The 15,070-nt window shown below is 36.3% G+C and carries 13 protein-coding genes, 2 tRNA genes and 1 pseudogene; 12 read left to right on the top strand and 4 right to left on the bottom strand.

Annotated features, from left to right (window positions below; genetic code table 11):
• Positions 1–76: 76 nt before the first annotated feature.
• The 4 genes from pgl to NSCAC_RS04585 are packed head-to-tail and all read left to right on the top strand — an operon-like array spanning position 77 to position 3,059.
• Positions 77–805 carry a 6-phosphogluconolactonase gene (pgl, locus tag NSCAC_RS04600; RefSeq protein WP_197743690.1) on the top strand — a complete coding sequence of 243 codons (729 nt, stop codon included), beginning with the start codon at positions 77–79 and terminating at the stop codon, positions 803–805.
• The gene (locus NSCAC_RS04595; protein WP_197743689.1) at positions 802–1,818 is read left to right on the top strand and encodes a glucokinase; all 1,017 of its coding nucleotides are present in this window, start codon (positions 802–804) and stop codon (positions 1,816–1,818) included. Before pgl ends, NSCAC_RS04595 begins: the two co-directional genes overlap by 4 nt.
• Before the next feature lie 19 nt (positions 1,819–1,837).
• The gene (apaG, locus tag NSCAC_RS04590; RefSeq protein WP_197743688.1) at positions 1,838–2,218 is read left to right on the top strand and encodes a Co2+/Mg2+ efflux protein ApaG; all 381 of its coding nucleotides are present in this window, start codon (positions 1,838–1,840) and stop codon (positions 2,216–2,218) included.
• 4 nt (positions 2,219–2,222) lie between these two features.
• Positions 2,223–3,059, top strand: a complete 837-nt coding sequence (locus NSCAC_RS04585) for a symmetrical bis(5'-nucleosyl)-tetraphosphatase (protein ID WP_197743687.1) — start codon at positions 2,223–2,225, stop codon at positions 3,057–3,059.
• Positions 3,060–3,127: 68 nt separating this feature from the next.
• Here the strand turns inward: NSCAC_RS04585 and NSCAC_RS04580 are convergent, their stop codons facing one another.
• From NSCAC_RS04580 to NSCAC_RS04570, 3 genes are read right to left on the bottom strand one after another with little or no spacing between them, the layout of a single operon-like run.
• Positions 3,128–3,712 carry a beta-class carbonic anhydrase gene (locus tag NSCAC_RS04580; RefSeq protein ID WP_197743686.1) on the bottom strand — a complete coding sequence of 195 codons (585 nt, stop codon included), beginning with the start codon at positions 3,710–3,712 and terminating at the stop codon, positions 3,128–3,130.
• A gap of 57 nt (positions 3,713–3,769) precedes the next feature.
• Positions 3,770–4,411, bottom strand: a complete 642-nt coding sequence (locus NSCAC_RS04575; protein ID WP_197743685.1) for a hypothetical protein — start codon at positions 4,409–4,411, stop codon at positions 3,770–3,772.
• Positions 4,412–4,443: 32 nt separating this feature from the next.
• Positions 4,444–5,400, bottom strand: coding sequence for a DNA/RNA non-specific endonuclease (locus NSCAC_RS04570; protein ID WP_197743684.1), 957 nt, complete (start codon positions 5,398–5,400; stop codon positions 4,444–4,446).
• Between the two features lie 208 nt (positions 5,401–5,608).
• On the opposite strand from NSCAC_RS04570, the gene NSCAC_RS04565 reads away from it, so the two are divergent.
• The 5 genes from NSCAC_RS04565 (at position 5,609) to NSCAC_RS04545 (ending at position 8,909) form a co-directional block, all read left to right on the top strand.
• On the top strand, positions 5,609–6,154 hold the full coding sequence (locus tag NSCAC_RS04565) for a hypothetical protein (RefSeq protein WP_197743683.1): 546 nt from the start codon (positions 5,609–5,611) through the stop codon (positions 6,152–6,154).
• A gap of 31 nt (positions 6,155–6,185) precedes the next feature.
• Complete coding sequence (uvrC, locus tag NSCAC_RS04560; RefSeq protein ID WP_197743682.1) at positions 6,186–8,018, top strand: excinuclease ABC subunit UvrC; 1,833 nt, start codon at positions 6,186–6,188, stop codon at positions 8,016–8,018.
• Between the two features lie 89 nt (positions 8,019–8,107).
• Positions 8,108–8,671 carry a CDP-diacylglycerol--glycerol-3-phosphate 3-phosphatidyltransferase gene (pgsA, locus tag NSCAC_RS04555; RefSeq protein WP_197743681.1) on the top strand — a complete coding sequence of 188 codons (564 nt, stop codon included), beginning with the start codon at positions 8,108–8,110 and terminating at the stop codon, positions 8,669–8,671.
• A gap of 53 nt (positions 8,672–8,724) precedes the next feature.
• Positions 8,725–8,800: transfer RNA gene (locus tag NSCAC_RS04550), tRNA-Gly, on the top strand.
• 35 nt (positions 8,801–8,835) lie between these two features.
• Positions 8,836–8,909: transfer RNA gene (locus NSCAC_RS04545), tRNA-Cys, on the top strand.
• 490 nt (positions 8,910–9,399) lie between these two features.
• Here the strand turns inward: NSCAC_RS04545 and NSCAC_RS04540 are convergent.
• Positions 9,400–9,544, bottom strand: a pseudogene (locus NSCAC_RS04540) (type I restriction-modification system subunit M N-terminal domain-containing protein); the annotation flags it as partial.
• Positions 9,545–9,710: 166 nt separating this feature from the next.
• Here NSCAC_RS04540 and treZ point away from each other — a divergent pair.
• The 3 genes from treZ to NSCAC_RS04525 are packed head-to-tail and all read left to right on the top strand — an operon-like array spanning position 9,711 to position 15,020.
• Complete coding sequence (gene treZ / locus NSCAC_RS04535) at positions 9,711–11,546, top strand: malto-oligosyltrehalose trehalohydrolase (RefSeq protein ID WP_197743680.1); 1,836 nt, start codon at positions 9,711–9,713, stop codon at positions 11,544–11,546.
• Positions 11,547–11,566: 20 nt separating this feature from the next.
• Positions 11,567–14,503 (top strand): malto-oligosyltrehalose synthase, encoded by a 2,937-nt coding sequence (gene treY, locus NSCAC_RS04530; RefSeq protein WP_197743679.1) that lies wholly within the window; start codon positions 11,567–11,569, stop codon positions 14,501–14,503.
• Between the two features lie 7 nt (positions 14,504–14,510).
• A complete protein-coding gene (locus tag NSCAC_RS04525; protein WP_197743678.1) occupies positions 14,511–15,020 on the top strand; it encodes a hypothetical protein in 510 nt (169 codons plus the stop codon).
• Positions 15,021–15,070 lie beyond the last annotated feature (50 nt).

The raw sequence follows: 15,070 nt of genomic DNA, 5'->3' as shown, positions 1-15,070 counted from the left end.
GTTTAAGCCGATTGGCTAATTGCAAATAAACTTATATGGTATTTTAATCATTAATATAGGATAAATGGGGTGAATTATGGATAGAATCCGAGTATTTCCTACTCAATCTGATCTTTATCAAGGTGCAGCAGATTATTGGAAAGAGGTGGCTAATTCAGCAATTAGTCAAAAGGGTTCGTTTCATGTTGCCTTATCTGGAGGTAACACGCCAAAGGGTTTATATAAACTGTTAGCAAGTACACCCTATATAGATGAAATAGATTGGACACGAGTATATATCTATTTTGGCGATGAACGCTATGTACCTATGGATGATAAGGATAGTAATTACCGTATGGCACGAGAGTCCTTTCTCGATCAAATACCTACTCCCCCCTATCAAGTATTTAGAATACCAACCGAAGATCCTAATCCTCAAGTATCAGCAAATAGCTATGCTGAACTTTTAAAAAATTACTTACCCGATAATAAATTTGATCTTATTCTTTTAGGGGTAGGGGCAGACGGGCATACTGCCTCTCTTTTTCCTCATACTTCTATTTTGGAAATACATGATCGTTTAGTTGCGGCAGTATATGTAGAAAAATTGAGTACATGGCGAGTTAGTATCACCTATCCTTTAATTGAACAAGCACATCAAGTTTTATTTTTAGCTGCTGGAATAGATAAATCTCCAGTGATTGCTAATATTTTAAAAAATCCAGAAGGTAGGGATTATCCAATTCAACTCCTGCTACAAGCTAAAAAAGAAGTTTTTTGGTATTTAGATAAGCAGGCAGCACAAGTGTGGGAGAATAAACAATGAGAGTATTAGCAGCAGATATTGGAGGCACTAAAACCCTATTTCAGATTATCGAGTGGGCAGAGAAAAGAGAGGATCGCCACGTTCTGGTAGAACATCGTTATCATAGTAATGATTATTTGAGCTTTGATACTTTACTGCAAGAATTTTTATCTGAAGTGGATAATAAAATCACTAAAGATCTTGTAAGTGCTTGTTTTGCTGTAGCAGGTCCTGTGGTTAATGGGGTTGCTAAAGCAACTAATCTTCCTTGGCAACTTGATCCAGAGGCACTAAAAGTAAAATTTAAAATACCACAAGTCATTTTAATTAATGACTTTCAAGCACAAGGCTATGGTATTGAGTGTTTATGCCCAGATGATTTTGCGGTGTTACAACAAGGAGATCCTGAACTAAAAGCACCGCAAACACTTATTGGAGCAGGTACAGGATTAGGTCAAGCACTTTTAGTGTGGCATGAACAATTAGGACATTATCAAGTATTAGCTACTGAAGGAGGACATGTAGATTTTGCTCCTTCAGGGCCATTTCAAATTAAATTATTAGAATATCTCTCTCAGAGTTTAGCTAGGGTTTCCTATGAGCGCTTATTATCGGGTAGCGGACTTGTTAACATTTATCGTTTTCTCAAAGAGCAGAGTCCAGCTGCTGAAAATCCTGCACTAAAAGATGCGATGCGAGAAGGAGATCCCGCAGCAGCTATTAGTCGCTTTGCTATGGAATATGAAGATTCTTTGGCGAATAAATCATTGGAATTATTTGCTCAAATTTATGGAGCACAAGCAGGTAATTTAGCGCTTACTTGTATTTCTCAAGGGGGTGTATTTATAGGAGGAGGTATTGCTCCTAAAATACTTAAATATTTACAGGCAGGTGGATTTATGAAAGCTTTCCTTAATAAGGGGCGTTTATCTGTATTGTTGGAGCATATCCCAGTTAAAGTGATTTTAGAACCGAAAGTTGGCTTGTGGGGTGCATCTCTAGTTGCTGCAAGATATAAAGACAGAAAAATGTAATATTTTAATAGCTAGTCTCATGGAAGATTCCGCTTATAAAGTTGCAGTAACAGCAGAGACCTTTTTTGTTGAGGAGCAGTCAGATCCTACTGACTCTAGGTATATTTTTGCTTATACTATAAAAATTCGTAACTTAAATACGGTAGCAGTAACCCTATTAACAAGGCACTGGGTGATTACTAATGGGGAAGGGCAAATACAAGAAATACATGGACAAGGCGTGGTTGGAAAACAGCCCTATCTAAAGCCAGGTGGAGAATTTTGTTATACCAGTGGTGCCATGCTTGAAACTCCGGTAGGTACGATGCAGGGTAGTTACTGTATGGTTACCGAGGATGGGGTTGCTTTTGAAGCGAATATAGGCATTTTCTCATTGGCTGTACCTGGATGCATTCATTAAAAATATGGCGATTTATGCCATAGGGGATATTCAGGGATGCTATGATGAGTTGCAACAACTTTTAAATCATATTCAATTTAACGCTAAATGTGATCAATTATGGTTTACTGGAGATTTGGTAAATAGGGGACCAAAATCTCTTGAAACACTGCGATTTATCCGTAGCTTAGGAGATAGAGCAGTTACCGTCTTGGGTAACCATGATCTTCATCTACTTGCACTTGCTGCAAAAATTAAAGAGCCTAGCCTTTCCGATACCTTAAGCACAATACTGGATGCATCAGATAGGGAAGAGTTAATAACTTGGTTACGGTATCGTCCTTTACTTTATCAGGGCTCTTTATTAAATATTATTATGGTGCATGCAGGGTTACTGCCCCAATGGGATATTCCTAGAGGAGTAGTTTATGCACGATCTTTAGAAAAAGTGTTGCAGGGAGAGAGTTGGCAAGAATTTTTAGCCCATATGTATGGAGATACCCCAAATAAGTGGCGTGAAGATTTAAGAGGTTGGGATCGTCTACGACTCATTTCTAATGGGCTTACTCGAGTACGCTATTGTAATAGTGTAGGTGAGATTTCCTTAAAAGAAAAGTATTCTCCAAATAGTGAAACTAGCAATAAAGGATTGATTCCTTGGTTTGACATGTCTATTCGAAAACACCAAAAAACTAAGGTTATTTTCGGTCACTGGGCTACATTAAATCCAGGTATTTATAATCAATCTATGTTTGCACTAGATGGGGGATGTGTCTGGGGAGGAAAGCTAGTTGCATTAAGAATTGATAGTGATATTCCTCAATGGTTTTCTATTCCTTGCCCATGCTATAAAAACATTTAAAATAAGTAGCCATTTTTATTATTTTATTAGTTTTAAAATGGCTACTACTTTTTTCTTCCTGCAAATTCTTATTTAAGTACCGCACCTATCTCTGTTGCTTTAGGTACCTCTATGAGTCTCCCTGATTTTACATCATAAATATAACCATAAATAGGTATATGACTAGGAACTAGTGGATGTGTGCGAATCCGCTGTACATCTTCAAAGACGCTCTGAGCTTGATCAGCAATAGGGAGCCAATTAATATATTTACCTTCCAAACTTCCAGGCTTTACACCTACATCTTTCCAACCATTTTCATCTAAGACAGCAGTCTCTAAACTTTTGGCTAAAAGATCGGTCATAATTTCATTAGTAAATACTTCCATACCACAGTCTGTGTGGTGCACTACAAACCATTCATAGGTGCCTAGTAATTTATAAGAAATTACTAAAGAGCGGATAATATCATCAGTGGCTCTTCCTCCAGCATTGCGGATTACATGAGCATCTCCTTCGGAAAGGCCAGCAAATTTTGCTGGGTCTAATCGTGCATCCATGCAGGTTAAAATAGCAAAGTGTCGCCCTGGAGGCATAGGCAATTTACTTTTTTCACCAAAATTTGCCGCATATTTTTGATTAGCTGCAAGTACCTCTTTTTGAATTTCACTCATATTGCCTCCTTATATTTCACAGGGTTCTTAAATTACCTAATCATCATAATAGATTACCTAATCATCAGTACAGTACTTTGAAGCAAGTGCAGATAACTTAATTTGAGTTTCACCTAGAGATTGAGCAACATCGTACATAGCTAAGTTTAAGATACAATGTAGTTCTTTATTGAATCTATAGTCATGTTTATTATCAATATCAATCATGACTTGATTATGAATACTATGGGGGATAATGTTATCAAACATCCACCCTCCCCAATAGGCACCATCTGGTGCAGTACCTGACTTAATTAGTGTTTTAGCAAGAACTACTCCAGTCATGTTAGTAGGAGCATCAGGAAATTTAATACCACGGTCATTCATATGCTTAATTGCAGAATTAACCGCAAAATCCATTCCAGTCATCCAGCTATTAATCATCTTTGTTCCATGCTTTTCAGTTAATTTTATCACTTCTTGATTAACTGCTTTCTCTCCTAGCATAGATACTAGTGCTTTTTTAAAGCTAAAGTTTTTTTCTCCTCCACCTGCTTGAATAAGTGCAGCACTGATACTTAGATCTGGATCGCCATCATAAACAGGACCACCAAACCAACTGGTTCGAACCAGTTCTTCCTCCGCTAATAGTATTGGACTGTTTAATAAGCAGAAAATTGTAATAATGCTTATCGCAAAATTTCTTTTATTGTTAATCACGCATTACGCTCCATTATTTTATATTTTATCAATTAATAGCGGCTGGGTAGTTTAGATACTGATTTCAAATCCCAAGGGTTAGGATTAATTTCAGCTTCTAATTTTTGCTCTATCTGGTCATCTAATTTATGAAAAAAATCAAATCCTGTTTTTTCTTCTACCTCATCCACACTGACAAGATAGCGATCTAGCGGCTCATTACCTCTTACTTTTTGTGGCATGATAAATGCCAGTACTTTAGGTATTTCACCTTTTTCTTTAGGTGGAACAAGATATATCTTGTAAAAACTCTCTGGAACTTGTATTAAAAAAGAGGATTTAAGTCGCTGGGGATTATCTCCAAAAATAGGGCCAGTAAATACCCGTACTTCGCCAAATTGTTTGGCAAAGTGATTAATCCCTACCTCTTCTAACCGCTCCCAGAGCTTTTCATTCAAGTTTTTAGTTTGGGGTGTGATATTAGTGATTTTGAAAGTATCTAACTGTCCTATTTGTCCATAGATATGACTAATTGCATAATTCGGTGCCATATGTCCTCGATCATAACCACTCCCTGTATATGAATCATGATCTGTAAGGTAGAAATTACGCCAGTCTGAGCTAAATCTAGGAGGACGTTTATAAGAAGGGGTATTTTCCGATACCGGTTTTAATAAATAGCTTACCCAGAGAGGATTGCCTCGAAGATCTGAATAACCCACTATATAGCCATGATTACGAAAGATACGAGTCCATGTATAGGGAGATGTCTTATCTAAGACTTTAGGGATACCCATATATATCATTTGGGAACGGGCATATAACTCATATCCATATAATCCACCTAGGATTAAAAGTATTAAGGGGAAAAAAAGACGAGGATAGCGTTTTTCAAGTGTAAAAAGATTAGGAATAATTTTTATGAGTAAACTAAGAACAAGGGGACTGCGTTTATAGTTTCTTCTTAAGAGTTTAAAAATAAAATCTAAATTCTTTTTTTTCCCTTTCATACCAGATAGCTCTTATTTAAAGCAGATCAATAGGCAGATATAGTAAAGAACTCTGTTAGGAAAATAAATAAAAAATTAATTTTTTATAAGCTAAAAAAATGGATTTATACTATGTTAGTCATCTAATGATGTATTTATTTAGCTAGTTTTAAATAGCTATCGAATTTTTTGTAACCCCTTTCTTGAGTTTAGATAGGATAACAAGTAGATGAGCAACGATAGTAAGAAAGAAATCAGTAGTGCCCATTTAGATGGAATAAGAAAAGCATGGCTAGTTATTATTCCTTCAATCATTGCCATTATAGGTACAGCAATATTTACTGGCAGTTGGTTAGCTTTAATACACACCAGAGAGAAATCTCCAGTTAATACAGTAAAAGAGCGGATGCACCTAGCCGATCGGGTTTTATATGAGGAAATACAAAAAGATACACGCAAAGTTTATCTTCAGCTGCTTGAAGCTAAAATTGGATCAGACACAGATCAGGTTGATAAGCTTAGCGGCGTCTTAGATAATCTCGATGCACAACGAGATGAATTAATTGCTAAATATCTTCCTTCCTATGCTGCTAAAAAATCTTCTAAAAAGGAAGAAATATTAGAAACCATGGTAGGAATGCCTTACCCTGTAATTTTTACGATGGGATTATCTATTGCTATTTTACTTTTTATCCTTGTGCATTATTCATCGTTAATAATTATTAATAGAAAATATCCACCACCATCCGAAGATGAACATGTTGAGGAGATCTAATATTCATCGAGCTTTAGCTCTTTGAGTAATTATGGAAAATGATGCATCGTTTGATATTTCTCATTTTTTAAAGCATCTGACTACCTCTCCGGGCGTTTATAAAATGTTACATAAAAGCGGAGAGGTATTATACGTAGGTAAGGCTAAAAATTTAAAAAATCGGGTAAGCAGCTATTTTATAAAGGGTAATTTAACGTCTAAGAATAGTGTACTTATTAGCCAAATTAATAGTATTGAGGTCATCATTACTCATAGTGAAAGTGAAGCACTGATCTTAGAAAATAACTTAATTAAAGCATTACAGCCCCACTATAATATATTACTTAGGGATGATAAGAGTTATCCCTATATTTTTATTTCCAAGGATAAGTTTCCTAAACTTACCCTCAGTCGTAAAATAGATTACTCTCTTGGTCAATACTTTGGTCCCTATCCCCATGCAAATGCCGCACGGGAAACAATCACGCTATTACAGGAAATATTCCTTGTACGGCAATGCACTGATACTACTTTTAACAACCGTACTCGACCTTGCTTAGAATATCAAATTAAACGTTGTACTGCCCCATGTGTAGGATTCATCAGCGAGAAGGATTATCAAGAAGATATTCATCTTATTACTTTATTTCTAAGTGGAAAAAGTAAAGAAATCATTGATTCACTTGAAGTAAAAATGAAAAAAAGTGTACAAACGCTACATTTTGAGCAGGCGGCCCATTATCGAAATCAAATCGCTAGTTTAAAAAAAACCCAAGGACCGCAGTATATTGATAGTAAGTTGGGTATAGATTTCGATATTATCAGTGTAATAATCAAGCAGGATATTGCCTGTATCGATGTTTTTTTTATTAGAGGTGGACATAATTTAGGGGATAAGGCTTTTTTTCCTAAGTTTCAAGGAGAAACTACCTCACAAGAATTTATAGCTGCATTCATTTCACAGCATTACTTAAAACTTGAGCAAGATATTCCTGCTACCCTTATATTAAGTCATGAGCTTAAGGATAAAGAGTTACTCTCTGAGATACTTAGTAACAAGAAAGGAAGTAGCGTTAAATTACTTACGCCTACTCGAGGTCCAAAAGTAAAGTGGGTTACTATGGCATTGGCTAATGCAGAGAATCGTATAGAACAACGGTTGATTAAAAAGGGAAATGCTTTTACCTCCCTCGGAGATTTACAGAAACTACTTCAATTGCCCATACTTCCTAAAAAAATTGAATGTTTTGATATTAGCCATACCCAAGGAGGAGAAACAACAGCCTCTTGTGTTGTATTTGATTCTGGATCCCCGGATAAAGCTCGCTATCGTCAGTTCAATATCAGTAATGTTACTGCTGGTGATGACTATGGTGCGATGAAACAAGCACTTACTCGACACTATTCAAGAGCAAAAAAAGAAAATAAAGTACTTCCTGATCTACTAATTGTAGATGGAGGTAAAGGACAGCTAAGCTGTGCTGCTGCCAGTTTAGCAGAGATAGGACTATCTCAAATTAATATACTAGGTATTGCTAAAGGAGTTGAACGTAAAGAAGGGGAAGAAACCTTATTTTTTTTAGATAAAACCCCTATAAAACTTCTCTCTGATTCTAAAGCGTTGCACTTATTACAACATATTCGTAATGAAGCACATCGCTTTGCAATTACTCATCACCGCAAACGTAGCCTTAAAAAATACAATCACACTTTTTTAGAAAAATATATTTCTGGGCTAGGAGTATCACGTCGTCAAAAATTATTTGCTCAGTTTGGGGGAGTGCAAGAAATTTCTAAACTAAAAATTGAAGATTTAACTCAAGTGAAAGGGATAGGTGAAAATCTTGCTCATCGTATTTATAACTACTTTCACAATAGAGGTTAATTAATGATATTATTTAACCCTAAAATGAGTAATATTCTATAGTTATAAAATACTTATTCATTTTCACAAGTGAAAAATGCTATATATATATGCCTATCTATACAATTCCTAATGTAATCACCATTCTTCGTCTTATTGCTATTCCAGCTTTGGTGGTTATTTTTTATCTTCCTGATACTCGGGAGATTTGTGCTGCATTGTTTATTTTTGCTGCGATTACAGATTGGTTAGATGGCTATTTAGCAAGAAAATGGCAACAGACTTCATCTTTTGGTGCTTTTTTGGATCCAGTAGCGGATAAACTTATTGTGGTGGTATCCCTGATATTGCTTTTACAAAGTTATCCTTCTACCCTTATGGCAATTTCAGTCATGATTATTGTAGGTAGAGAAATTTTAGTCTCTGCTTTACGTGAATGGATGGCTGGCATTGGAATGCGTGATACAGTTGCCGTCTCTAAGCTAGGGAAATTTAAAACTACCTTTCAAATGGTTGCAATTTCCCTACTTTTGTATCGAAATTCAGTAGGATCTATCTCAGTATGGGATATTGGGTTAATGTTATTGTATATAGCTGCTATTCTTACCTTAGGTTCTATGTTAATATACCTTAATGCAGCTTGGACAGCACTAGTACGAACTGGGGATTATTAGTTTATATCAGTTGACATAGCTGTACCCACTGATAGAATATCTATCTTTAAGAGGCGGGAATAGCTCAGTTGGTAGAGCACAACCTTGCCAAGGTTGGGGTCGCGAGTTCGAGTCTCGTTTCCCGCTCCAGTTATATCGTATATGTTGATTAGGCCAATGGATTAGGCTGGGTGGCAGAGGGGTTATGCAGCGGCCTGCAAAGCCGTGGACGCCGGTTCAAATCCGACCCCAGCCTCCAATTATTTCAAGCCCGGGTGGCGAAATAGGTAGACGCAAGGGACTTAATAAATTTGAGCACCTAGAATGGAAACATCTAGTGTGAATGGAGTCAAATTCGGGGAAACCTCAGCATAACATAGATGGTGGTAATCCCGAGCTAAGCCTTTTTTTAAAAAGGAAAGTGTAGAGACTTGACGGCTCCTACCTAAACTATGAAAGCAACATAGCAGGGTAAAGAGAAAGTCCAAGCCACAAATATATATCGAATTTAAGATATATAGCAGTGAAAACTGTAGTAGGTATGAAAATCCCTTGGGGGAAACCCCGTGCCGGTTCGATTCCGGCCTCGGGCACCACATGAAATAAGCAATCATAGGTACACCTGTCTTTAAAAATCTGCTCTAAAATTACTAGGTAGATTAAATTTTCCTTTACTTTAACCATCTTGTTTATATTCTTGAATAGATTCCTCGCATAACGCGCTACGTAAATTGCAGCATAGGGATCGTCTTTGTATTTATCTGAAATGTATTTTACAAACAATAAAGGTAGAGTCAGGACGTAGTCCTTATACTGGGTAGTATCCATCTCTCCACGCAGCTTATCGCAAGATGTCCGAAGAGAGCTGTATAGTTCTGATTTTTTTATTGCCATAGTATTTTGTTTTGTTTATTTATTTCAGAAAGAAACTATCTTAAAGATTATTTGGTAGAGCCATGTAATAATTCCATTAATCTATCTGCTATTTCTATATTTGGTACCGTGAGAGCATCTTATCTCTGTTACAATTATCTAAGTTGGTTTAGATAGAGTATTAAAAATGCAGTACTACCATCATATGCCTTTTGGTGCCGAATTAACTCCAAAAGGTGTTCGTTTTCGCCTTTGGGCACCTTCTGCCCAGAAAGTAACCCTATTACTAGGAGAAGATGCCAGCTCGCTTGAAATGACTTCACAAAGTGAGGGCTGGTTTGAGCTAGAGACGAATCAAGCAACCGAGGGAACTCTATATAGATATAGGATAAATGATGCCTCGGTTGTCCCTGACCCTGCTTCCAGGTTTCAGCCTCAAGATATTCATGGGTTTAGCCAAGTAATAAATCCAGAGAAATTTCAATGGAGCAATGAAAAATGGAAAGGCAGGCCTTGGGAGGAGGTGGTTATTTATGAAGCACATGTGGGTGCCTTTACCCCAGAGGGTACTTTTAAAGCACTTGAGGCAAAAATTCCTTACTTAATAGAGTTAGGTATTACCGCTTTAGAAATTATGCCTATTGCTGATTTCCCGGGACACTGGAATTGGGGCTATGATGGGGTTTATTTATTTGCTCCGGATGATAGTTATGGAACTCCTGAGGATCTGAAATCCCTAATTCAAGCAGCACATCGCTATGGCTTAATGGTGTTTTTAGATGTGGTTTACAATCACTTTGGACCGGAAGGAAATTATCTACATCAGTATGCCCCAGATTTTTTTACTGAAAAATATCATACCCCTTGGGGGGCAGCTATTAACTACGATCAGGAAAATGCTGATTGGGTTCGGCAGTTCTTTATTAACAATGCATTATTTTGGCTACTAGAATACCAATTTGATGGTCTTAGGTTAGATGCGGTTCATGCTATTTATGATCATTCCGATCATCATATTCTTAAGGAATTAGCCGAAACAGTTTATCGTACGATTGATTCTGATCGGCATATTCACCTCATTCTTGAAAATGATAGTAATGAAGCGCATTACTTGATTCGTAATAGAAAGAATCAGCCTAAATGGTATGTGGCTCAATGGAATGATGATATTCATCATATTCTGCATATCTTAGCCACCCAAGAAAAGACAGGGTATTATGTGGATTATGCAGATCGTCCTACTACTCATTTAGCAAAATGCTTGAGTCAAGGGTTTGGTTATCAGGGCGAAATATCCCATTTTAGAAAAAATCAACCTAGAGGAGAATCGAGTAAAGACTTGCCGCCAGGTGCTTTTATTTCTTTTTTACAAAACCATGATCAAATAGGAAATCGTGCTTTTGGAGATCGGATTAATACCTTAGCCGATGATAGGAAGATAAAAATGTTAACAGCACTTATATTACTTGCACCATTTCCGCCTATGCTATTTATGGGGCAAGAGTGGGGATCTAAGCAACCTTTTTTATTTTTCTGCAATTTTGGTGATGAGTTATCAGAGAATGTACGGGAAGGACGAAAGCGAGAGTTTGCTGCATTTCCTGATTTTAAAGATCCAGAAACCTTAGAGCGAATCCCGGATCCAACAAAACCTGTTGCATTCCAAAATAGCAAGCTTAATTGGAAAGAACCTGAAAGTAATGAGGGAGAGGCCTGGTTAAGTTTATTTAAGCACTTATTAATGTTACGCCATGAAGTGATTAAACCTAAACTAAGCCAAATGATTTCAACCAATGGAACCTACACCTTCTTAGCTGAGAATGGGTTATGTGTTACTTGGCAGTTTAAAGATTGCTCCCAATTAATTGTATTTATAAATTTAGGAGAAACTGCTATTCAATTGCCAAAAACCCTTCCTAATCAAGCTATTTTTTCTACTGCCGAGTATTTAGATGAAGTAATTAAAACCCATATTCTACCCAGCTGGTCTCTTATTTGTTTTTTACATACTTTCTCTGATTAATATTTGGGGTTTAAAAAAATATGCCTACAGAGGTATCTTCTATTAATATTCCTCGTGCTACCTATCGATTACAATTTAATAAATTTTTTACCTTTGCTGATGGGGAAAAACTCATTCCTTATCTTCATAAGCTAGGGATTAGCCATTGCTATGCCTCACCTTACCTTAAAGCTCGCTCAGGTAGTCTCCATGGTTATGACATTGTGGATCATAGCCAGCTAAATCCAGAAATAGGTAGTTTAGAAGATTTTGAATCGATGGTAGCCTGTCTACACCACCATGATATGAAACAAATTCTAGATATTGTACCTAACCACATGGGTATTGGAGGAGATGATAATCATTGGTGGTTGGATGTGCTAGAACATGGTCCAGCATCTAAATATGCTGCTTATTTTGATATTGATTGGCGCCCTTTTAAGGAAGAGTTACGTGGTAAAGTTTTACTGCCAAGATTAGGAAAGCACTATGGTGAAGCATTAGAAGATGGAGATATCAAGCTTTTTCTTTCATCGGAAACTGGTCAATTTACTATCTGTTTTTATGATCAGTATCTACCCGTTGATCCTAGTACTTACCCTTATATTTTAGAATATAAATCTGATTCATTATCAGGGGGTAATTCGATAGAGACAGATCCCTATTTTTTAGAATACCAAAGTTTAATCACTGCTTTTAAAAACCTTCCTGATCGAAATACGCTCTTAAATGATCCGGAAAGAAGAGAAGAGCGGCTACGAGATAGTATTATTTTTAAACGACGTTTAGGGGAAATTTGTCAGAAATGTCCTGCAATTAAAGAATTCATTTTTAGTATTGTTTCTATATTCAATGGAGAGCAAACAAAAAACTTTGATTTACTGCATCATCTACTAGAAAATCAAGCTTATCGCCTCACCTATTGGCGAGTAGCTGCTTATGAAATTAATTATCGCCGCTTTTTTGATGTCAATGATCTTGCTGGAATTAATATGGAAATTCCAGAAGTTTTTATGGCAACCCATAGCTTTATTTTAGAGCTCATAAAAACAGGAAAAATAGATGGATTGCGGATTGATCATCCAGACGGTCTTTATGACCCTCCGCAATACTATCAACGTCTCACGCAGTATATTGCAGAAGCCAAAGAGCAGCCTAGCCAAGTTCAAGTGATAGATAACTCTGCTAAGCCTAACTTTTATATTGTTATTGAAAAAATTCTTGCTAGCTATGAACATCTCCCTCAAAGTTGGTCCATTTGTGGCACGACTGGTTATGACTTTGCCAATATATGTAATGGAATTTTTATTTATTCACCCACACAAAAGGAATTAGAGCAAATTTATGCTCGTTTTATTAAGTATCAATTTGATTTTGATAGATTGCTTTATAAATGTAAAAAAGTAATTATTAAAACTCGTATTTCAAGCGATCTCACTGTATTGGTGAATATGCTGGATAATATTGCTCAATCCAGCCGGTACTCTCGAGATTTTACGTTAAACGGTTTACGGGAAGCTTTAATTGAGATTCTTGCCTATTTCCCAGTATATCGAACTTATATTAATGTAGATCGAGTTTCCGAAGAGGATAAACGATTTATCCAGTGGGCTATAGCACAAGCTAAGAAAGTAAACCCCGGAGAAGATACTAGTATCTTTGACTTTATCCAAGGAATTCTTCTTTTAGAAGTACCTACGGGGGTTGATATTTATCAAGAAATTATTCCTTTTGTCATGCGATTTCAACAGTATACAGGTCCTGTGATGGCAAAGGCCTTTGAAGATACCGCACTTTATACGTATAACTATCTTACGTCATTAAATGACGTGGGCTGTGATCCGAGAAATTATGGCACAACGGTTGCGGCGTTTCATCGAGAAAACCAAGAACGAGCACAAAAATGGCCTTATGCTATGATCGCTTCCTCCACTCATGATAGTAAGCGAAGCGAAGATGTTCGTACCCGCATTAATGTGCTTTCAGAAATTCCTGCTAAATGGCGTAAATTTTTAAATCTTTGGCGAAGAATCAATATTCTAAAGATTAGAAAATCTAAAGATCATCGAGTACCTAGTTATAATGATGAATATTTATTTTATCAAACAATCTTAGGTACTTGGCCGCTCTATGAAATGGATGAAAAAGAATTAGCCAGTTATAGAGATCGTATTGAAATTTATATGATTAAAGCAGTACGAGAGGCTAAAATCTATAGCTCTTGGATTAGCCCTGATCATGAATATGAATCAGGATTAATAGAATTTATACATAGCACTTTAAGCAATATAGAGAAAAATAGATTCTTAGATAATTTTTTACCCTTTCAAAAGGAGGTTGCTTCCTACGGGTTATTAAATAGTGCATCCCAAGTTTTTTTAAAGTTAACCGCACCCGGTGTACCTGATATTTATCAGGGCAATGAACTGTGGGAGTTTAGGTTGGTAGATCCAGATAGCCGTGCGCCTGTTAATTTTTCATTAAGAGAGCAAATGCTAGAGGATTTAATTGATACAGCTAATAAGGCTCAGTCTCTTAGTACTTACACTTATGATCTACTTAAGAATAGAGAAGATGGGCGTTTAAAGCTTTTCTTAATTTGGAAGGTGCTCAATTTTAGAGCTAAATGCTCACAACTATTTGAAAATGGAGAATATGTACCTCTATCTACTCAAGGAGAAAAGGCAGATCATTTATGTGCTTTCTTAAGAAAAAATGAAAATCAAGTAGCAATTATTGTAGCCTCTCGTTGGTTCTCCATCTTGGGAAGTGATGATAATGGACTTCCTTTAGGTGAATCTTGTTGGCAAAATACCCAAGTAGAAATTCCAGAGGCGGTAGAGTGTAAGATATTTAGAAATATATTAACCGATCAGCAAATAGAAGTAATACCAGAGTTAGGGAAATACTATATAAATAGTAGTCAAGTTTTTACTCATTTTCCTTTAGCTTTACTGATACCATCAACAATGGATTAAAGACACAATGAATTTCTTACTTATCTTAAGAAATCCACGGATATGGTTAATTTTAATCATTGTTCTAATAGTTTTTACCTCTTTTCGTAAATCCCGTCCTTACATACTAGGTATTCTTGGATTATTAATTTTTGCAGGCTTTATCTTTTCAGAACCAGAGGAAATCTCGGAGCGAGCTAAAACTTTAATTCCTATTAACCAAATAAATTTAGCAGAAGTAGATTTACAGCCTAATCGAGGGGTTGGTTGGAATTTTATTGGAGAAATCTCTAATCAATCTTCTTATACACTCACTGGTTTTGATATTGAATTGATTGTACAAGACTGCAAGAGCGTACAAAATCAAGATAATTGTAGTACTATTGAAAAAACAGAGGCTCATATTGATTTATCTGTTAATCCTAACAAACAACAGTCTTTTACTAAGAGACTCTATCTTAGGGAGTTTCATCCAGAGGGTCAGATAAAATGGTCTTATCATATTCTCTCTACAGAAGCTAAGGTGAGTAAAGAGTAGGGTAGTATATATCTGTGTTTTTAGGATAGAATAACAACATTGTTAATTAA

It is taken from the genome of Candidatus Nitrosacidococcus tergens (assembly GCF_902810445.1).
GTDB classification, from domain to species: Bacteria; Pseudomonadota; Gammaproteobacteria; order Nitrosococcales; family Nitrosococcaceae; genus Nitrosacidococcus; species Nitrosacidococcus tergens.
Note: the sequence above shows the minus strand (reverse complement) of the source record. Positions and strands in the feature narration are given on the sequence as shown.